Annotated in this window: 19 protein-coding genes; 13 read left to right on the forward strand and 6 right to left on the reverse strand. The window is 33.3% G+C overall.

The genetic code is table 11. The features are described 5' to 3' along the window. Positions 1–2: 2 nt before the first annotated feature. From EZM65_RS14585 to EZM65_RS14630, 10 genes are all read left to right on the forward strand, one after another. Entirely contained in the window at positions 3–1,058 is a 1,056-nt protein-coding gene (locus EZM65_RS14585; protein ID WP_136669293.1) for a glycosyltransferase family 4 protein, read from the forward strand. Beyond that, entirely contained in the window at positions 1,055–2,206 is a 1,152-nt protein-coding gene (locus tag EZM65_RS14590; RefSeq protein ID WP_136669294.1) for a glycosyltransferase family 4 protein, read from the forward strand. Before EZM65_RS14585 ends, EZM65_RS14590 begins: the two co-directional genes overlap by 4 nt. Before the next feature lie 101 nt (positions 2,207–2,307). Beyond that, positions 2,308–3,834 carry a glycosyltransferase family 2 protein gene (locus tag EZM65_RS14595; RefSeq protein WP_136669295.1) on the forward strand — a complete coding sequence of 509 codons (1,527 nt, stop codon included), beginning with the start codon at positions 2,308–2,310 and terminating at the stop codon, positions 3,832–3,834. A gap of 4 nt (positions 3,835–3,838) precedes the next feature. Beyond that, the gene (locus EZM65_RS14600; protein WP_136669296.1) at positions 3,839–4,831 is read left to right on the forward strand and encodes a glycosyltransferase family 2 protein; all 993 of its coding nucleotides are present in this window, start codon (positions 3,839–3,841) and stop codon (positions 4,829–4,831) included. Between the two features lies 1 nt (position 4,832). After that, complete coding sequence (locus EZM65_RS14605) at positions 4,833–5,387, forward strand: serine O-acetyltransferase (RefSeq protein ID WP_136669297.1); 555 nt, start codon at positions 4,833–4,835, stop codon at positions 5,385–5,387. Continuing rightward, positions 5,387–6,505, forward strand: a complete 1,119-nt coding sequence (locus EZM65_RS14610; RefSeq protein ID WP_136669298.1) for a glycosyltransferase — start codon at positions 5,387–5,389, stop codon at positions 6,503–6,505. Before EZM65_RS14605 ends, EZM65_RS14610 begins: the two co-directional genes overlap by 1 nt. 5 nt (positions 6,506–6,510) lie before the next feature. Beyond that, a complete protein-coding gene (locus tag EZM65_RS14615; RefSeq protein ID WP_136669299.1) occupies positions 6,511–7,593 on the forward strand; it encodes a glycosyltransferase in 1,083 nt (360 codons plus the stop codon). Next, positions 7,574–8,938 (forward strand): O-antigen ligase, encoded by a 1,365-nt coding sequence (locus tag EZM65_RS14620; protein WP_136669300.1) that lies wholly within the window; start codon positions 7,574–7,576, stop codon positions 8,936–8,938. Before EZM65_RS14615 ends, EZM65_RS14620 begins: the two co-directional genes overlap by 20 nt. Next, positions 8,895–9,917, forward strand: coding sequence for a glycosyltransferase family 4 protein (locus tag EZM65_RS14625; protein WP_371683018.1), 1,023 nt, complete (start codon positions 8,895–8,897; stop codon positions 9,915–9,917). The genes EZM65_RS14620 and EZM65_RS14625 overlap by 44 nt, the downstream gene beginning before the upstream one ends. Before the next feature lie 170 nt (positions 9,918–10,087). Further along, entirely contained in the window at positions 10,088–11,482 is a 1,395-nt protein-coding gene (locus tag EZM65_RS14630; RefSeq protein WP_136669302.1) for an exopolysaccharide biosynthesis polyprenyl glycosylphosphotransferase, read from the forward strand. Between the two features lie 78 nt (positions 11,483–11,560). Here the strand turns inward: EZM65_RS14630 and EZM65_RS14635 are convergent, their stop codons facing one another. Further along, entirely contained in the window at positions 11,561–12,685 is a 1,125-nt protein-coding gene (locus EZM65_RS14635) for a DUF4105 domain-containing protein (protein WP_136669303.1), read from the reverse strand. A gap of 23 nt (positions 12,686–12,708) precedes the next feature. Next, entirely contained in the window at positions 12,709–13,701 is a 993-nt protein-coding gene (locus EZM65_RS14640; protein ID WP_169051721.1) for a PorV/PorQ family protein, read from the reverse strand. 198 nt (positions 13,702–13,899) lie between these two features. Between EZM65_RS14640 and EZM65_RS14645 the strand changes: the two genes are divergently transcribed. From EZM65_RS14645 to EZM65_RS14655, 3 genes are all read left to right on the forward strand, one after another. Next, entirely contained in the window at positions 13,900–14,640 is a 741-nt protein-coding gene (locus EZM65_RS14645; protein ID WP_136669305.1) for a phosphatidylcholine/phosphatidylserine synthase, read from the forward strand. Next, positions 14,641–15,498 (forward strand): glycoside hydrolase family 25 protein, encoded by an 858-nt coding sequence (locus EZM65_RS14650; protein ID WP_136669306.1) that lies wholly within the window; start codon positions 14,641–14,643, stop codon positions 15,496–15,498. 120 nt (positions 15,499–15,618) lie between these two features. Further along, on the forward strand, positions 15,619–16,470 hold the full coding sequence (locus tag EZM65_RS14655; RefSeq protein WP_136669307.1) for a helix-turn-helix domain-containing protein: 852 nt from the start codon (positions 15,619–15,621) through the stop codon (positions 16,468–16,470). Between the two features lie 119 nt (positions 16,471–16,589). Here the strand turns inward: EZM65_RS14655 and lptB are convergent, their stop codons facing one another. The 4 genes from lptB to EZM65_RS14675 form a co-directional block, all read right to left on the reverse strand. Next, positions 16,590–17,330, reverse strand: a complete 741-nt coding sequence (lptB, locus tag EZM65_RS14660; protein ID WP_136669308.1) for an LPS export ABC transporter ATP-binding protein — start codon at positions 17,328–17,330, stop codon at positions 16,590–16,592. Between the two features lie 112 nt (positions 17,331–17,442). Continuing rightward, positions 17,443–17,793 carry a carboxymuconolactone decarboxylase family protein gene (locus tag EZM65_RS14665; protein ID WP_136669309.1) on the reverse strand — a complete coding sequence of 117 codons (351 nt, stop codon included), beginning with the start codon at positions 17,791–17,793 and terminating at the stop codon, positions 17,443–17,445. Next, complete coding sequence (tatC, locus tag EZM65_RS14670; protein WP_136669310.1) at positions 17,786–18,604, reverse strand: twin-arginine translocase subunit TatC; 819 nt, start codon at positions 18,602–18,604, stop codon at positions 17,786–17,788. Before tatC ends, EZM65_RS14665 begins: the two co-directional genes overlap by 8 nt. Further along, entirely contained in the window at positions 18,605–19,570 is a 966-nt protein-coding gene (locus tag EZM65_RS14675) for an SIS domain-containing protein (RefSeq protein ID WP_136669311.1), read from the reverse strand. It abuts the gene before it with no gap. Positions 19,571–19,733: the final 163 nt, after the last annotated feature.

Below are 19,733 nucleotides of genomic sequence, written 5' to 3' on the forward strand. Positions count from 1 at the left end.
TAATGAAAAAAATAGCCATAGTTTGCCAATATGAATTGTTGCCCACCCGTATAGGGGGTATGGATTATTTTTTCTGGGCATTTCAAAAGGAATGTAACCGTTTAGGAATTGTGATTGATTGGTACTTTCCTAATCAGGCTAATTTTGGTGAATATGCTGGTTTCAATATAATTGCAGGTAAAAATCCAGAGTTAAAAATTATTGAGAATTGTAAAAAGAATGAGTATGAGATCATCATGACTCATTTTGTTGAATTGTGTACTTCTTTTTTCAAAGAATTAAAGAAATGTTCAAATGCTCAGATTATTGCTGTAGATCATAACCCCAGACCGTTAAATGGATATCCTTTTAAAAAGAAAATGATAAAAAAAATAAAAGGTATTTTATATAGTAAATATATTGATCTTTTTATAGGTGTTTCTGAATATACTAAAAAGGAGATTCTCAATGACTTTGGGAAGCACATACTTAATAAGACTAAAGTTATTTACAATGGTGTTGTTACAACTGATATAACAAAAAGGGAATTCAGGAATTATACCAATCCTTCTTTTTTAGTGGTGTCACATCTCAGAGAATCGAAAGGAATTCAAGATTTAATAAAAGCCGTTACTGCCTTGTCAGTTGAAACTAAAAAAGATTTGAAAATAGATGTTTATGGTGATGGCCCCTATAAAGATTACTTGTTGGATTTGTGCGGTAAACTAAATGTAAAGGATAATTTTAATTTTAAAGGAAGTTCTGGTGATATAAAAAGAGTTTTGGCTGATTATGATTATTTGTTGCACCCAACACATATGGAATGCTTTAGTCTGACCATTTTGGAAAGTTTAACTGCAAATGTTCCGGTAATTACCACTCCAGTAGGTGGAAACGAAGAAGTAATTTCAAATACCGGGAATGGCTTAATATTTCCTGTGCAGAATAGTCAGGTATTAAGTGAAATTATTGAAAAACTTTATAAAGGTCAAATCCAAATAAAAGAAGATACCAGAGAGCTGATTGAAAAACAATTTTCAATCGAAAAAATGGTTCAAAACTATATTGATTTATTATGAAAATTGGATTTTTAACGCCGGAATATCCATCGGTCAAATTTGGGGCATCAGGAGGGATAGGTACCAGTATATACGGATTATGTCAGGGATTATTGATTACAGGTCATACACCTGTCGTAATTATTTACGGACAGCCTGAAGATAAAGTGTTTCAAGATCAGGGAATTACTTTTTATTGTGTTAAAAATGTAAAGTTTAAAGGTCTGTCATGGTGGTTCTCACGAAAAAAAATAGAAAAACTAATCAATCGGTTATATGACGAAAATATAATTGATTTAATTGAAGCTCCGGATTGGACAGGAATTACTTCTTTTATCCAGCCTAAAAAATGTCCGATTTTAATCCGTTTAAATGGTAGTGATACCTATTTCTGTCATTTAGATAAAAGACCAGTTAAGTTTTGGAATAAATTTCATGAAAAAAGGGCCTTAAAAATGGCTGATAAACATGCTTCGGTAAGTAAATTTACTGCAGACCTGACAAATGAGCTTTTTCGTTTAAATATTGATTTTGAAATTGTTCCAAACGGTGTAAATGTGAAAGATTTCAGTAATCCGGATAAGAGTTTGAAAAAAGCTTTATCGATTCTTTATTTTGGTACTCTGATCCGAAAAAAAGGATTGTTGGAATTACCTTTGATTTTTAATGAAGTTATAAAAGAATTACCAGAGGCAAAATTGATTTTAGTTGGAAGAGATTCGCCTGATATCAGTACTAAAAATACTTCAACATGGAAAATGATGGAAGGTTTGTTTTCTAAAGAAGCAAAAGAAAAAGTTGAATATGCTGGAGGTGTATCTTATGACAAAGTAAAGCAATATATAGATGAAGCTTCCGTTTGTGTTTTTCCGTCTTTTGCTGAAGCACTGCCAGTTTCATGGTTGGAAGCAATGACTATGAAAAAAGCGATTGTAGCCTCAAATATAGGCTGGGCAAAAGAAATGATTGAAGATGAAAAAGAAGGTTTCTTGGTAAATCCCAAAGAACATAATTTATATGCACAAAAAATTCTAAAATTATTTCTGGATGAAGAGTTGAATGCTTCTTTTGGTGAAAAAGCTTTAGAAAAAGTAAAATCAACTTTTGACAGTACAAGAGTCATTGAGAAAAATTTGTCGATTTATAAGAGTATTATCAGGAAAAATTGAGAGGGATTTAATTTAAAATTAGACAATTTTTTATTTTGTCCAAGTTGTTTACAAAACTATAATGGTTATTACCGTTGTATAGCCTCAAATAATTTACATTTATGAAAACATATACCACATCTAAAGGTGAGATACTATATTATTTCGGAGAACCTGATGTTACTGTTCTTGAAGATTTAACGAATGGTGTTGGGGATTTATGGCACAGTGGTTTAGAAATGGGTTATGCCGGTTTATTCCCTGAGTTAATTTACCAAACAGCAACTTTTTGGTGGTATTTGAATGATTTTTTTAATAATAAAAAAACAATCAGTTGGAGAGTGCCTTCAAATGCATTTGTTATTAAAAAGTCTTTATGGGATTTGTTGGGAGGTTTTGATTCTGATTATCAAACGAATACAATGAAAGGGGTCGATTTGGGTTACAGAGCTTTGAGAGAGTCTCATGCTGTGCCATTGTACATAAAAGGTCTTTTTAAAGAAGAGAATTCTTTAGTAGAAAAGATTAGTAATCTTGATAGGTATTTGTTTTTTAAAAAGCATTTTAAAAAAGAGCATAGTTTATACATGCTTTTCTGTAAAGGTTTTTGGAAATTCAGCGAATGGGATGCCTATAGAAAAGCTGGTAAGTATAATCGTATAACAACAAATACGTTTGGTGTTAGAGCATTGAATCCATTAGAAGGAAGACCAACTGTAAGTTATATTATTCCAACAATGTTACGACAGGATTTTACCTGTCAATTATTAAATACATTGGCGAAACAAACATATCCGCCATCACAGGTGGTAATTGTTGATGCAACTCCTGAGGATAAAAGAACTGAAAATGTTTATAATCAGGAAAAATATCCTTTTGAATTAGTGGTGGAATGGCAACAAACCAAGGGAAGTTGCAGAGCCCGGAATGAGGCAATTCAATTGTGTAACGGAGACTATTTTGTTTTTGGAGATGATGATATTTTGATTCCTCAGGATTTTATCGAAAATCATATCCGTTTTTTACAGACTTACAAAGTGGAAGCTTGCAATGGTTTGGATATTAGAGCCGATCATCCGCAACAGACATTAAAGGATTTAGAAAGTAAATTGAAAATCCTAGGGAAAGATAGATGGAAAGCCGGTGCAACAGCTAGTTTTAGTAATGCAAACTCTTGTGTGAAAAAAGAATGGGTGGAAAAACTGATAGGGAACGATATTAATTTTGACGGAGGATATGGTGAAGATTCAGATTTTGGTTTTAGATTGATAAAAGAAGGGGCTATAGTAATGCATAATCCCTTTGCTGTTAATCTACACCTAAAACCTGCAACCGGAGGATATCGTTGGTGGGGGGCACAGGCAAAAATAACGGGAAAAAAAAGAAAGAAACAGCCTTGGGAATTGGATGTCCCGGTTGGGTGGATAAGACCGGTTCCCAGTCCAACGGTTTTATATGGTATTTACAAGCATTTTCCTTTAAATCAGGTCATGGAATACCGTAATAAATATTTCTTTTTATACCTTTTCAAAGGAAGTAAGTTGGGTTTTATTACCAGATTAATGAAATTACCGCATCGATTATGGCAATTCAAAAAAGCACAATTTTATGTTGAAAAATTAATAAATCTAGGGCCTAGATATAATTAACAATATGAGAATTTCATTAATAATATGTACATATCAAAGACCGGATTCTTTGTTTCAGTTACTGCAGTCGATAGTTCTTCAATCAGTTTATCCGGATGAGATTTTAATCGTAGACGGTTCTGTAGATGATAAGACTTCGGTGATGATTTCTGAAAAACATTGGGATAATTTACAGTATCATAAAGTTCCTGTTGAGCACAGAGGATTGACAAAACAAAGAAATTATGGAATTGAAAGAGTTTCTTCACAAACAGATGTAGTTTGTTTTTTGGATGATGATACCATTTTATCAAAAAATTACTTTGAAGAAATTATAAAGACATATGATCAATTCCCCAATGCTCTGGGTGTAGGTGGATATATAACAAATGAAGTGAATTGGGAATTTAAAGGAACAGATTTTGTGCCCGCTGTTAATCAATTCAAATTTGAAGGCTGGGTAAGAAAAGATGGGTCTAGGTTTGTTTTTAGAAAAAAACTTGGATTGGATGCTGATAAGCAACCTGGCTATCTGCCTGAATTTTCTCACGGTCGCAGTATTAGTTTTTTACCTCCTTCAGGAAAAATTTATCAAGTTGAACAGTTAATGGGAGGTGTGTCTTCGTTTAGGAAAGAAGTGTTTGAAAAATTAAAGTTTTCGACTTATTTCGAAGGATATGGATTGTATGAAGATGCCGATTTTACCTTGAGACTTTCAAAGCATGGTGATTTATATGTTAATACAGCAGCTCAATTAGAACACCATCATCATCCTTCAGGAAGGCCCAATCAGTATCATTATGGTAAAATGGTGGTTTGTAATGGTTGGTATGTATGGAGAGTAAAGTATTCTTGTCCTTCATTAAAAGCAAAATTAAAATGGCATGCTATTACTATTTTATTGACTTTAATCAGAGCTACTAATGTTGTAACAGGTAAACAAAAAAAAGCTGCTTTTACTGAAACTTTAGGAAGAATTGTGGGGTGGTTTAGTATATTTGTAAAAAAGCCTCAATAGGATGTCACTTCTGAAAATAATAGAATCGGATTTTAGAAAATATAAAAAATACGGAGGTAATTTTTTTGCGATAGTATTTTTTACACAGGGTTTTTGGGCTGTTTTTCAATTTAGAATTGCTAGTGGTGTTTATAAAAATGTCAAAGTCCCTATACTTCGTCAGATATTACTTTTCTTTTGTCTATTATGGCAAAAACTTGTAGAAATTACTACCGGTATTTCAATACCGGCTTCCTCTAAAATTGGCGATTCTTTTTATATTGGACATTTTGGAGGTATAATTTTAAATTCAAAAACAATTATTGGAAATAATTGTAATATCTCTCAGGGAGTCACTATAGGAGTTTCAGGACAAGGGGAAAACAGAGGAGTTCCTATTATTAAAGATAATGTATATATAGGAGCCAACTCAGTTGTAGCAGGCAATATTGTCGTTGGGAATAATGCTTTGATAGGTGCATGTTCATTGATAAACAATGATGTTGAGGATAATAGTGTTATGGTTGGGGTGCCGGCAGTTAAAATTTCCGAAAAAGGTTCTAAAGGATATATCTAATGAAGTTCTTGATTGTTACTAATGCACCAATTATTCAAAAGCACAATGAAAATTTTGCCTATAGTCCTTATGTAAATGAAATGATAATATGGGCAAAACACATTGAAAAGATTGCTTTCTGTTGTCCTCGATGGAAAAATGAAAAGGGATTACTAATATCGAAAATTCCTTTTCAAGTAAATAATTTTTTCTGGCTTTCTGATTTTGATATTAAATCTTTTAAATCCATTATAAAGGCTATTGTTGGTATTCCAGTAAATTTCTTAATTATTTTTAGAGCAATGTTGTGGGCAGATCATATTCATCTTAGGTGTCCTGGGAATATTGGTCTTCTAGCTTGTTTTGTGCAAATTCTTTTTCCTTTTAAGAAAAAAACAGCCAAATATGCCGGTAATTGGGATCCAAAAGCAAAACAGCCGTGGACGTATCGTCTTCAAAAGTGGATTTTATCTAATACATTTTTAACAAGAAATATGCAGGTGCTTGTATATGGAGAATGGCCATGCCAAACAAAAAACATTAAACCTTTTTTTACAGCAAGTTATAGTATAAAAGATTTGAAGGAAACTGTTCAAGAAAGAAAGTTAGATAGTAAAATCAATTTTTTATTTGTTGGTACTTTATCCCCCGGGAAAAGACCCATTTATGCAATAAAATTGATTCAAAAACTTAAAAATGAAGGTTTTGATATTCATTTGAGTGTTTTAGGAGACGGAAAGGAAAAAGGCAAAATTGTACGTTATATCGAAGAAAATAATTTGAAGGAATCAATCACATTGCATGGAAATAAGACTTCTGAAGAAGTGAAAATCTGGTATTTGAAAAGTGATTTTCTTATTTTGCCTTCTAAAAGTGAAGGTTGGCCAAAAGTAGTAGCTGAGGCCATGTTTTGGGGTTGTGTGCCGTTGGCAACATCTATTTCCTGTGTTCCATATATGTTGGATTATGGTAAAAGAGGAGGTTTGCTAAGATTAGAACTGGATAATGATGTCAAAATGATTCTTGAACTAATGAAAAATCATGAAAAATATGACGAAATGAGCAAAAATGCTCTGGGATGGTCCAGGAAGTATACCACTGAATATTTTGAAAGTGAAATTGTTAATTTGGTACGGTAGATAAAATGAGAATTGTACAGTTGATAGATAGCTTAGAAGCGGGTGGTGCTGAACGTATGGCTGTGAATTATGCTAATACACTGCTGTCTTATACCAAATTTTCCGGTTTAGTAGTGACTAGAAAGGAAGGTTTGCTGAAGGATAAGGTAAAATCTGATGTAGGTTATTTGTTTTTAAATCGAAAAAAAACATTGGATTTTAAAGCAATACTCTCATTAAGAAATTTTTTGATTGCTAACAAAGTTACACATATACAGGCGCATAGTTCTTCTTTTTTTATGGCTGTTATTGCTAAAATATTCATTCCTGATTTAAAGATTATTTGGCATGATCATTATGGTAAGGCAGAACAGTTAAATGATAGAAGTTACTTTTTATTAAAACTGTTTTCTTTGTTTTTTTACCGAATAATTTCAGTAAATCAGATATTGAAGAATTGGGCTGAACAAAAACTTTGGTGTTCTAAAGTGACGTATCTGCCAAATTTTGTAATGTTCGAAAAGGAAATTGAGGATCCATTCGAATTGAAAGGTGTTGAAGGGAAAAGAATTATCTGTTTGGCTAATCTCCGGCCTCAAAAAAATCATGATATGTTAATTGATATAGCCTATGAAATAGCACAAGAATTTCCTGAGTGGTCATTTCATTTCGTGGGACAGGATAATAATGATGATTGTTCTCAAAAGATAAGGGATAAGATAAGAGAATTTGAATTAGAAGACAATGTCTTTATTTATGGTAGTGTTTCTTCGGTTCAAACCGTAGTAGAGCAATGTCAGATTGGAGTTTTGTCTTCCGTTTCGGAAGGACTTCCATTAACACTTTTAGAGTATGGAAAAGCGTCGTTGCCTGTTGTGGTTACAGCAGTAGGAGAAATACCTTCAATTATAAACGAGAATAATGGATTTTGTGTTTCGAGTGGTGATAAATATGCTTTTTCTCAAGGTCTGAAACAATTGATAAATGACGAAATTCTCAGAAGAAAATTAGGAGAGCATTTAAAAAATAAAGTAGAAACAGAATTTGGAGTGAAAAATATAATGGCCAATTTTATTAGTTTTGTAAATCATGGAAGAACAAGCATATAAAGGCTATTTAAAATATTACTTTTTCCACTTTATCATAGGAGTTATAATTTTTGTCATGCCTTTTTTGTCAAAAATATATAGTCCATTGATTTTTTTGTTTGGGATTTACGCAATCCATAAAAAGCAAAATAAAAATCACGAAGCTTTACTGATATCTGCCTATGTTGTGGGGGCTGAGGTATTGTTAAGAATGACCGGAGGAATGTATTTTAATGAGTATGGAAAGTATTCAATAATTATATTCATGTTATTAGGAATGTATTATAAAGGTATTTCGAAAAGCGCATTCTGGTACCTTATTTTTATCGGATTGTTAATTCCTTCTATCATCAACGCTCCTTCAGTGCTTAATTATCGTACAGATGTCAGGAAAGCTATTGCATTTAACATCTCAGGACCTGTATGTCTGGCAATTTCAGCTTTGTACTGCTATAAATCAAAAATAACTTTTGATGGAATGAAAAGGGTAATTCTTTATATAGGATATCCATTGTTGGCCATTTTGACATATGTAGTTTTATACAATCCAAGTATTAAGGAAGTAGTAACGAGTACCCAATCTAATTTTGAAACTTCCGGGGGGTTTGGTCCTAATCAAATGTCTACTGTTTTAGGGTTAGGGATGTTTGTCTTTTTTGTTCAATTTTTATTGAACTCAAAAAATAAGTTAGAACTTCTGATAAACGGAGGTATAATGATAATTTTTGCTTACCGGTGTCTGGTTACTTTTTCAAGAGGCGGAATGTTATGTGCATTAGTAATGATTGGTATATTGGTCTTTATTACTTTTTTTAAAACTAATAGAGGAGGCAAATTAAAAATTGGAATTATTGGAATATTAGTTTTTTTTGCCGGAACTTTAATCTGGGGATATAGTTTAATACAAACGAACGGTTTAATTGAAAAACGCTATGCTAATCAGGATGCAAGAGGAAGAGTCAAAGAATCTCAATTGAGCGGGAGAGAAGAAATCGCTAAGACTGAATTGAAGATGTTTCTGGATAATCCAATTTTTGGAGTTGGAGTTGGTAAGAATAAAGAATACAGAGAAGAAGTTACGGGAATTGTTGCTGCATCACATAATGAAATTACACGTATGCTGGCAGAACACGGAATGTTAGGAGTAATGGGGTTGGCTATTCTTTTTTTTATACCGGTTTTTAATTTATTAGGCAATAAACAACACATTTTTTTACTGTCTTTTTTTGTTTTTTGGCTTTTAACTATTAACCATGCCGCAATGCGTATTGCTGCCCCGGCTTTTATTTATGCACTTAGTCTTTTAAAAGTTAATTTTGATATTGGGAAAGAAGATACTTTACATAGGGAATCAACTATCGGGTAAAGGACGTAATGTGTCAACGATTGATACATTGGGTTCGCAATTAAGAGAGGAAGGCTTTCGAATGGTCACTGCATCCTCAAAACAGAATATGATGTGGAGAATGCTGGATATGTTGTATGCGGTAGTACAATATAGAAAAGAAGCTTCTTTTGTTTTAATTGACACCTATAGTACATCGGCATTTTGGTATGCTTTTTTTACAAGCCAGCTATGCAGGTTGTTTGGCTTAAAATATATTCCTATTCTGCATGGGGGTAATTTACCTTATAGAGTTAAAAATAATCCCTGGTTATCCCGATTGATCTTTAAAAACGCGTATCGCAGCGTAGCACCTTCAAATTATTTGAAATATGAATTTGAAAGCGCAGGATATAATAATATAGTACATATTCCAAATACAATTGAACTTCAAAATTACCTTTATAAAGAACGAAAAGATATACAGCCCAAATTATTGTGGGTCCGTGCATTTGCAGGTATTTACAATCCCAAAATGGCAATTGATGTTCTCAATAAGCTGAGAAAAAATTATCCTGAGGCTGAATTATGTATGGTGGGGCCTGATAAAGACGGTTCGCTTGAAAAAACAAAAAATTATGCGCAATCGCTTGATTTGAAGGTTACTTTCACAGGAGGTTTAAGTAAACAGGAATGGATTTTACTGTCCCAAAAATATGATGTCTTTATTAATACAACACATTTTGACAATACACCCGTAAGTGTTATTGAAGCAATGGCTCTGGGACTGCCTGTAGTCAGTACAAATGTAGGTGGCATTCCTTTTCTGCTCGATGTGGGAAATGATTCGTTTTTGGTTAATGATAATGATTTAGAAATGATGGTTGTTAAAATTGAATTTTTAATGAAAAACCCTGACGAAGTTTCGCGCTTGACCGGAAATGCATTACAAAAAGCCAAGCATTTTGATTGGCACCATGTAAAAAAGGATTGGCTTGCTTTATTAAACGAATCAAAATAATATTAAGGGATTTTTTGAAATTTTGTAAATTACTGTTTTTTAGTTAGTTATGGAGATAAAAAAACCATGGTTAACTTATAATCTGATTAATGACAAGTCACGTAAACGAAAACAAAAAAAACTTCGTTATTCTTAAAAAAAAGTTAATTTGCGTTAGTAGTTTTTAATGTATGACCAAAAGTAAAAAAATCCATTTCGAAATTTCTGAACGTAAGATATTATTGCGGATTTTTGACATACTTTTAGTTTTGCTGTTATTGTATTTTGTAGGGGTTTATACCGATTTTAATTATTTTAAAATTTCAGCCGAAAACTTCTATTGGACAATTGTATTGTCATTGTACCTGCTTTTTTTTGGAACAGTTTTCGAAATGTACCACTTGCCCACGGCAAGTAATCAGTATGCAATTATAAAGAGTATTGTGTTGACCAGTTCGGTAACGGTTCTAACGTATCTGCTGACTCCTTTTTATACGCCGTCACTTCCTGAAAACAGACTGCAGATTATTTTGTTTTATCTCACTATTGGGTTTGCACTCTTGGGTTGGCGTTTATTGTATGTTAAGTTTCTGGCATCAACAAGATTTACAAAAAGAGCTGTAATTGTTTGTGCTGACAGTGAGTTGGTTGAGCTTGTAAACGGATTGCAGAGAAATGACCCTCATTATCATATAACAGGTTTTTTAAATCTTAAACCAAGTCAAAATAGATTTCAGAAAATTGCTAAAATCGATTCGGTTACGATTGAGGATTTGGTATCTTATATAGAAGAAAATCATATATCCGAAATTGTTATTGCATCACAAAATACCGAAGGAATAACAGTGGAATTGTACAATAAGCTTTTGTATTTGTTGGAACAGGGCTTTTTGATCAGAGAATATACCCAGGTTTATGAAAGCATAACCAGACGTATCCCTGTGCAATTTGTAGCAAGGGATTTTTACCGTTATTTCCCTTTTTCACGAAGTAACCAAAATCAATTGTATTTAATGTCTGTTCGTTTAGGGGAGATCATAGTTTCCCTTGTTGGTTTGTTGTGTGGGTTACTGATTCTTCCTTTAGTGTTGGTTGGAAACTTGATGGCTAATAGAGGACCCTTGTTTTATATGCAGGAACGTGTAGGTAAAAACGGTGAAATTTTTAAAATAGTAAAACTCCGTTCTATGGTTATCAACGCCGAAAGCAACGGGGCAGTTTTTGCAAAAGCAAATGATGTCAGGATAACTGGTTTCGGAAAGTTTTTAAGAAAAACAAGATTAGATGAAGTGCCTCAGTTTATAAATGTATTGAAAGGCGATATGGCAATAATTGGTCCCCGACCGGAACGCCCTGTTTTTGTGAAGGAAATTGCTAAAATGATGCCTTTTTACGAAACCCGTCATATTATTAAACCTGGATTGACTGGTTGGGCACAAGTAAATTATTCATATGGTGAGACTTTGCAGGATAGCCTGATAAAACTGCAATACGATTTATATTACATCAAACACAGAAGCGTATTCTTGGATGTAAGTATTGTTGTGAAAACAATCAGTACTGTACTTTTTTACAGAGGACAGTAATGTAATTGTTCATTGTTCAAAGCAAAATTTTCAATATATCGATATATAAAATCATGCATTGAAGGTCTTTGAGGATTTTTAAAGATTATGTGGTTGTATTTTTTTCTGAAGAAACTTTCTAAGTAAAATAATTCCGGTTGCTATCAGAATCGGACTTACAATAGCAAGATGAATCTTGGTAAACATATATAAAGCATATACTGCCAGGAATAATAAGCATACCAGACTCCATTTTTTTAGTGAAGCAGTGTTATTCTTTATGCTGTGATAAACAAAAACCAAATACAATGGATTAAACAATAAAATGTTGTAATTCCAAAGTACTTCACGATGCTCTGAATATAAACTGACAGTAAAAAGAAACAGTCCGGTTAACGAAAGTACCGATAAATAAATGTTGGTCAGCCATTTTTTATTCAATACGATAATAAGAAGCAACAAAATACTCAATGGAAATACACTGTTCAAAAAAGAAAAACTTTTTTCAGGCCTTTGAGCTGTAAATAATGCTTCCGGATTTCCGGCTAATGGCTTTCCATTGTGTTTGCATGTTTCTAAAACTTTCATCAAGTCCAGTGGTAAGAACAATGCCTTTGCCTGTTTGTCAGGTCTGTGGCCAAAAATAATATTAATGCCAAAGTTCAGATAAAACAGGTTTTTTTGGTAGCCGTATAAAACCTCACGATAGCTCTCGTTTTTATGAAGTGTATTTTGGATAGGTTTGTCCTTCAATACTTCATTGACAATATCAATTACTTTTGTGGTACAATTCCTGTCTATAAATTTATAAGTGTAGAATTTTTCTTCACTAAAAACAGAATGATTTAATTTCTCAAACAGCTGTTGTTTTTCTGTTTGTGTTAAATGCAGCTTTTGTTCGTAAATAGATCTGTTTTCATCCTGATAACTGTATTCAAACTGACTGTAAGGATAAACAGCGGCATAATATTGCAAATCGCCTTTGGTGAATTTTAATAAAAAATTAGGTGTGGTAAAATCAAACATTCCATAATTGTAAACCACATCAAATCCTGATATTGAGTCTTTCACCCGCAAAGCTGTGTGTCCGTAAAGTGTATGGGATTCTTCCGCTGTACCCACAGTAAGTATGCTTAAAACAGCTTTTTCAGATAAATTGGGGATTTGTGAAAAACTATAAAACGACTGAAGTAAAACTAGTATGGAAATTAATTTTTTAATCATCTTTAATGTCTTTTGTCCTTTCTTTATCTGAAGATTGATAAATCTATTTTTACCGAAAAGACATTGGAATACAATGCGGCACTTTGGTTTCCTAAATCTGTTAAGGCATAATCAACCGAGATACCTTTGTAATGAAATCCAAGGCCAATATTGGGCTGGAAACTGACTTTTTCACTTCCGTCAAGCTGTAAAGAATTTTGAAAATTTCCGGCACCGGCTCTGACAAATGCTAAATTATTATAACCAAACTCAAATCCTATTGCCGGGGCTATACTTACAGCACTGGTTGAAATAATGTCATTTGTCTGTTGGAATTCCATGTTCAGATTTGTCGCTGCAAGAAGACTCATATCGTTATGGAAATCAAATTTTTTAGAAAGGCCAAATTGTGCTTTCGGCAAAGTAATTTCATTTGTTTCAGGTAAGTCCTGATTTTGAAACTGATTTTGAGTCTGGGCGTCCTGAATTTTTTTAAATTCTTCCTCGTTGATATTCCAAATGTTGTATGTAGTTGTGATATCACGAAGCATTACTCCGAATTTCCAGTCGTTTTTTTCGAACTGCATTCCAAAATCAAAACCAAACCCCCATGAACTGGCAAAATCACCTATGATACGGCGAATCACTTTGGCATTTACACCATATTGAAGTCCTTGTATAGGAAGTTTGCGCGCATAGGAAAAAGTAACTCCGTAATCAGCTGCGGAAAACAAACTGATCCGGTTATAATCTATGTTGCCGTTTGAATCGATTAATTGTGTGGTGTTTAGGATGTCATCAACCCCAAAACGTATCATCGAAGCACCCCAGGCACTTCTGTCGTCTATCTTTTTTGCATAAGCGGCATAATCGTATTGTGCAATGTTGGCAAAATAACTGGCATGCATTAATGAAAGTTCACTGTCTTCAATTTGTAAAAGCCCGGTAGGATTCCAGTAGCCTGAATTTACATCACCTGTATGCGAAACCATAGCATTGGCCATACCAAATGCACGCGCATCGACTCCTATATTCATAAACTCGTTAGAATATTTACGGGCCGTTTGTGAATTTGTTAATTCAAATACTAAAATAAATACAAATAATAGTAACTTTTTCAATGCATTGAAATTTTAGCAAAGATGATATAAAAATCTGATATAATAAACTCTGTAACTTATAAACTTATTGTGTTACATTTGTAAGATTAAAATTAAGGATACAAACTCATATTTATGTCAGTAAAATCACAAATCCCCAACATTATTACGCTTTTAAATTTATTTTCCGGTTGTGTTGCTATTGTTTTTGCTTCTCAGGCACATTTTGAACTTGCTTTTTTATTTGTGTGTTTAGGAATCTTTCTTGATTTTTTTGATGGATTTTTTGCCCGAATGTTTAAAGTACAAAGTGAACTAGGATTGCAGTTGGATTCACTGGCCGATATGGTTACAAGTGGAGTGACACCTGGTTTTGTGATGTTCCAAATGCTTTTGAAAACTTCGGGTGAGGAAAGCGTAATCAATATTCATTCATGGGATAATTCGGTGATGTTATTGCCTTTTTTAGGGTTTATTATAACTCTCGGAGCTTGTTTTCGATTGGCTAATTTTAATATAGACACTCGTCAAACCGATTCGTTTATTGGGTTGCCAACTCCGGCAAATACTTTGTTTATCATGAGTTTGCCATTAGTAATTCAGTATGGAACTATTGAAGTTATCCATTCACTTTTACATAATCCTTATGTGTTATTGGTAATTACTTTGTTGAGCGCCTATATTATGAATGCTGAAATTCCTTTATTTTCACTAAAAATCAAGCAATTCAATTGGTCAAAAAATGCACTGCAGATTTTCTTTTTAGTATTTTCATTGATTTTGTTGATTTTCTTGCGTTATTCAGGAATTCCATTGATTATCTTGGGCTATGTACTTTTATCAGTAATCAATAATTTGTTTTTGCAGAAGAAATAAATGGCGCCAAAAGGTACTTCTAAAACTACCCGGAGAAAACCACAGTCCAGACCTCAAAAAAAACAAGCACAGAAGACCTCTTTTTTTTCGAGTTCCCTTTTTTTTAAGTTGGTCATGCTGTTTGGTGTTGCAGTTGTTCTGTATAGTCAAAAAAGTGTTTTTTCACGTTATTTAGGGTTTACTACTGATAAGATTATCTTTTCAGAAGCACGTTCCATGCCTATAGATAAAGTATTGGATGCACATATTTCAAAATCTTTTGGAATTGATGTTTCTGAATATCAGGATAAAGTGGATTGGGATAAAGTGAAAGAAATTGAAGGTGGCTATCCTATTGAATTTGTCTTTTTGAGGGCAACGGTTGGAAATGAAAGAGCCGATAGAAAATTTAAAAAGTATTTTAAAAAGGCCAAAGAGAAAGGGTTTATTTGTGGTGCATATCATTATTATCGCCCCAATGAAAATTCTATTGAACAGGCTGATAATTTTATAAAAAATGTGACTTTAGTTGAAGGTGACTTTCCTCCCGTATTAGATATTGAAAAATTGCCCAAAACACAATCAATAGAAAGACTTAAAGTGGGTTTGAAACGATGGTTGGAAAGGGTGGAAGCTCACTACGGTGTGAAACCTATTGTTTATAGCGGCGAAAGTTATTATGAAGACTTTTTAAGAGATGATTTTGAAGATTATCCTTTTTGGATAGCAAATTATACTGCTTTTTATAAAGATATTGAAGACGAATGGTCTATCTGGCAATTTACAGAAACGGGAAAAGTAGCTGGAATTAAAGGCCCGGTTGATATCAATATCTACAACGGAAACTCTGTTGAAATGAAAGAATTGTTGATTAGATGATTTAAAATAAACTGAAAATCAGTCACTTGTTAAAATGTCGTAAGAATGTCATATCTAATTCAAACATAAATTTTGGTGTTTTTTTGAGAAGCCATTATCCTTGCATTACAAATTTGAATTATGAATCAACCAGAGTTAGGAAAGAAAATTTCAGAGTTAAGACTTTTGAAGGGGCTTACCCAAAATGAATTGGCAGAATTATGTAATGTCAGTTTGAGAACTATTCAGCGCATTGAATTAGCTGAAGTTACTCCTCGCAGTTTTACCATTAAAACTATTTTTTCTGTTTTGGACTATGATTTCTACAATTCAAATGCTCCAATTGTAAATGGGAAGACGTCCTCATCTGTATATTGGATAAAAGACTTGTTTAATTTAAAGAAAAACACAATGAAAAAGTTATCATTTTTATCAATTATCCTATTGTTTGCGACAGTGTTACTTACAAGAAACGAGAGTCAGGCGCAAAATATTAACGGCTGGTTTAAAACGGGAAGTAAAGCTAAAAGTTATGAAATTGGTCTTAATAGTTCGGAAAGCAAAACTGGTAAAAAATGTGCCTACATTAAATCTATAAAGAGAAAAATTAAAGGTTTTGGAACCATTATGCAAACCTGTGATGCTAAAAATTATTTAGGCAAGCAAATTAAAATGACAGGCTATGTAAAGACTGAAAATGTTGAAAACTGGAGTGGCATGTGGCTGCGTGTCGATTCTAAATATGGAGGAAAATACCTTAGTTTTGATAATATGCATGATCGTCCTATTAAAGGAGATACTGATTGGATGAAATGCGAAATCATTTTAAATGTTCCCAAAGAAAGCAGTACTTTGAATTTTGGGATTTTATTAAATGGTACTGGAGAAGTATATTTTGATAGAATATCCTTTGAAATTCTTGGTGATATTACAGAGACTACTGTGAGAAGAAAAATACCTGAAAAACCAGCGAACATTGATTTTGAAGAATAATTTTTTAACCGCAAAGAGCGCAAAGATTTAAAGCTAAGTCCGCAATGTAAAACTCCTTTTTTGACTTTATTTTGTGTTCTTTGTGATTTTCTTAGCGTACTTTGCGGTTTTCTTTCCGATTAAAACTCAATCTTTTTTCTTCTTAATTCGAAGTTTTGACCTAAATACACACGGCGTACCATTTCGTCTTCAACCAATTCTTCAGGGACTCCGGCTTTAAGGATTCCACCTTCAAACATTAAGTAGGTTTTATCTGTAATGGCAAGTGTTTCCTGTACGTTATGGTCTGTGATTAAGATGCCAATATTTTTGTTTTTCAACTTCGCAACAATGCGCTGGATGTCTTCAACCGCAACGGGGTCAACTCCTGCAAAAGGTTCGTCTAAAAGAATGAATTTTGGGTCGGTTGCTAAGCATCGTGCAATTTCGGTACGGCGACGCTCACCACCGGATAATAAGTCACCTCGATTGGTACGTATATGATTTAACGAAAACTCATCAATTAAAGCTTCCATTTTTTCTTCCTGCTGTTCTTTGGTTAAATCAGTCAATTGCAGTACGCTCATGATATTGTCTTCAATACTCATTTTTCGGAATACAGAAGCTTCCTGAGCAAGATAACCTATCCCGTTTTGTGCACGTTTGTACATAGGGAAATCAGTAATATTCATATCGTCAAGGTAAATATTACCCGAGTTAGGTTTTACTAATCCTACAATCATGTAGAAAGATGTTGTTTTTCCGGCACCGTTAGGTCCTAATAGTCCCACGATCTCACCTTGATTTACTTCAACCGAAATTCCTTTTACAACTGATCTTCTTTTATAGGTTTTAACTAGATTATCTGCTCTTAATATCATTGTTTTTTGTTTATTCGGTTATTGTCATTTGATTATTCGCAAAGTAACAAATAAACAAATCAACGTATAACCCTATTAACAATTATTTAGTTTAACTTACGTTCTGTTCGTCTTACAGACTCGAGTCTTCAAGTGCTTCCCAGAATTCGTAAGCTCTTCTTAAATGCGGAATAACGATTGTACCGCCAACTAAAGTTGCAACACTCATTGCTTCCATCATTTCGGCTTTATTTATACCTAACTTATAGCAAGTTTCCAAGTGGTATTTAATGCAGTCATCACAGCGCAATACTGCCGATGCTACCAAGCCCATTAATTCTTTAGTTTTAGTATCTAAAGCACCTTCGGCATAAGTGTTGGTGTCTAAGTTATATATTCGTTTGATAACTTTGTTATCATCAGATAATATTTTTTCGTTCATTTTAGAACGGTAATCGTTGAAATCTTTAACTAAATCAGCCATTTTGTTCTTTTAATTGGTTTTTATAAACGATTTTCGAAATCAAAATACTGATTTCATATATCAATAACATGGGGACTGCCACAGTAATTTGGCTTACTACATCAGGGGGAGTAACTATAGCTGAAATAATAAGTACTATTATAACAGCATACTTTCTAGTATTTTGTAAAAATGTAGGTGAAACCAAGCCTATTTTAGTAAGTAAATAAATGATGACAGGCATTTCAAAAAAGATACCGCCTGCTAAAACGGATGTTTTTACCATACTGATGTATGAGCCTAAATCGATGTCGTTTTTAACAACATCACTTATCGAAAATGAGGCAAGGAAGTTTACTGACATGGGTACGATTACAAAATAACCGAATAAAACTCCCGTGAAAAATAATACTGATGCTGAAAATATAAAAACTTTAGCATACTTGCGTTCGTGTTCATACAAAGCAGGACTTATAAAACGCCATATTTCGTAAAGTATGTAGGGGAAACCCAGGATAAATCCAGCAGTGATACACATCCATACAAATACGTTTACCTGACCTTCCATACTTGTGTTTTGGATAGTGAAAGGTAATTCTTCGATACAAATTGTATCGGCAAAACCTAAATAATGTGACGCATCACAAAAAAAACGATAGGTGACAAAATCAACCCGGGTTGGACCAAAAACTATTTGGTCAAAAATAAAATCGGCCACAAAAAATATAGCAATGGCTAATATAACTACTGCTATTGTACTTCTGACCAACAACCATCTTAACTCCTCAAGATGGTCTAAAAATGACATTTCTGATAAGGTTTTTTTTGCCATTTATATAATTCCTTCTTTTAATATATCGTGAATATGAATAATTCCAGCATATTTGTTGTTTTCCTCTACTACCATTTGAGTAATCGAAAAATCTTCCATAATGTTGAAAGCATCAATTACCATTGAGTTTAATTGAATGGTTTTCGGATTAACTGTCATGATATCTTTAGCAACTAAACCGGAAATAGTTTCCGTTTTGTTGAGCATACGGCGAATATCACCATCAGTGATAATACCGACTAATTTATTCCCATCAATTACAGCAGTTACCCCTAAACGTTTTTCTGATATTTCAACAATGACATCTTTGATGGATGTAGTAGGTGTAACCATTGGCTTGTGGGTTCTGTCCAGCATGTCACCAACACGTAACAATAATTTTTTACCTAAAGCACCTCCTGGGTGGTATTTGGCAAAATCCTCACTTTTGAAATTCTGCATTTCCATTAAGCAAACTGCAAGGGCATCACCTAAAACCAATTGTGCTGTGGTGCTGTTTGTTGGGGCTAAGTTATTTGGACAAGCTTCTTTTTCTGCATGCGCATTGAGAACCAAATGTGACTCTTTAGCTAAAAAAGAAGTAAGATTAGCAGTCATACCAATTAGAGTGTTTCCAAAACGCTTCAATAATGGCGCTAAAACTTTAATCTCAGGGCTATTTCCGCTTTTTGAAATACAAATAATTACATCGCCATCCTGAACCATTCCTAAATCACCATGTATGGCTTCTGAGGCATGTAAAAACATTGAAGGAGTTCCTGTTGAATTGAATGTGGCTACCATTTTTTGTGCAATAATGGCACTTTTGCCTATTCCGGTCACTATAAGCCGGCCTTTGCTGTTGTGGATCAGCCCAACAGCTGAGGCAAAATCTTCATTCAAATAATTAACCAGTTGCGCTATGGTTTCACTCTCTTCCAATATGGTTTTTTTAGCAGAGGCTAAAATGTTTTCTTTTGTAATCAAAACAAGAATAGTTTTAAATTTGTGTGTCTCAAAGAAATTTGTATCTTTATGTGTGCAAATTTATGAAAATACCCTTTAGTAAAGTTTTTTTATTTGCCCGAAATTTTATTAATTTCGTGTAAAATTTCTCAAAAATAAAAATAACAGACACATTTTTCTTTTA

The organism is Flavobacterium sp. H122 (genome assembly GCF_004959765.1).
In the GTDB taxonomy this organism is placed as follows: Bacteria; Bacteroidota; Bacteroidia; order Flavobacteriales; family Flavobacteriaceae; genus Flavobacterium.

Bases quoted from the DNA above. Each gene is read 5' to 3' on its own strand.
- EZM65_RS14600 (WP_136669296.1), top strand. From the start codon at position 3,839: ATGAGAATTTCATTAATAATATGTACATATCAAAGACCGGATTCTTTG.
- EZM65_RS14630 (WP_136669302.1), top strand. From the start codon at position 10,088: ATGACCAAAAGTAAAAAAATCCATTTCGAAATTTCTGAACGTAAGATA.
- EZM65_RS14595 (WP_136669295.1), top strand. From the start codon at position 2,308: ATGAAAACATATACCACATCTAAAGGTGAGATACTATATTATTTCGGA.
- EZM65_RS14665 (WP_136669309.1), bottom strand. From the start codon at position 17,793: ATGGCTGATTTAGTTAAAGATTTCAACGATTACCGTTCTAAAATGAAC.
- EZM65_RS14585 (WP_136669293.1), top strand. From the start codon at position 3: ATGAAAAAAATAGCCATAGTTTGCCAATATGAATTGTTGCCCACCCGT.
- EZM65_RS14655 (WP_136669307.1), top strand. From the start codon at position 15,619: ATGAATCAACCAGAGTTAGGAAAGAAAATTTCAGAGTTAAGACTTTTG.
- EZM65_RS14645 (WP_136669305.1), top strand. From the start codon at position 13,900: ATGTCAGTAAAATCACAAATCCCCAACATTATTACGCTTTTAAATTTA.
- EZM65_RS14650 (WP_136669306.1), top strand. From the start codon at position 14,641: ATGGCGCCAAAAGGTACTTCTAAAACTACCCGGAGAAAACCACAGTCC.
- EZM65_RS14590 (WP_136669294.1), top strand. From the start codon at position 1,055: ATGAAAATTGGATTTTTAACGCCGGAATATCCATCGGTCAAATTTGGG.
- EZM65_RS14640 (WP_169051721.1), bottom strand. From the start codon at position 13,701: ATGAATATAGGAGTCGATGCGCGTGCATTTGGTATGGCCAATGCTATG.
- tatC (WP_136669310.1), bottom strand. From the start codon at position 18,604: ATGGCAAAAAAAACCTTATCAGAAATGTCATTTTTAGACCATCTTGAG.
- EZM65_RS14605 (WP_136669297.1), top strand. From the start codon at position 4,833: ATGTCACTTCTGAAAATAATAGAATCGGATTTTAGAAAATATAAAAAA.
- lptB (WP_136669308.1), bottom strand. From the start codon at position 17,330: ATGATATTAAGAGCAGATAATCTAGTTAAAACCTATAAAAGAAGATCA.
- EZM65_RS14635 (WP_136669303.1), bottom strand. From the start codon at position 12,685: ATGATTAAAAAATTAATTTCCATACTAGTTTTACTTCAGTCGTTTTAT.
- EZM65_RS14615 (WP_136669299.1), top strand. From the start codon at position 6,511: ATGAGAATTGTACAGTTGATAGATAGCTTAGAAGCGGGTGGTGCTGAA.
- EZM65_RS14620 (WP_136669300.1), top strand. From the start codon at position 7,574: ATGGAAGAACAAGCATATAAAGGCTATTTAAAATATTACTTTTTCCAC.
- EZM65_RS14610 (WP_136669298.1), top strand. From the start codon at position 5,387: ATGAAGTTCTTGATTGTTACTAATGCACCAATTATTCAAAAGCACAAT.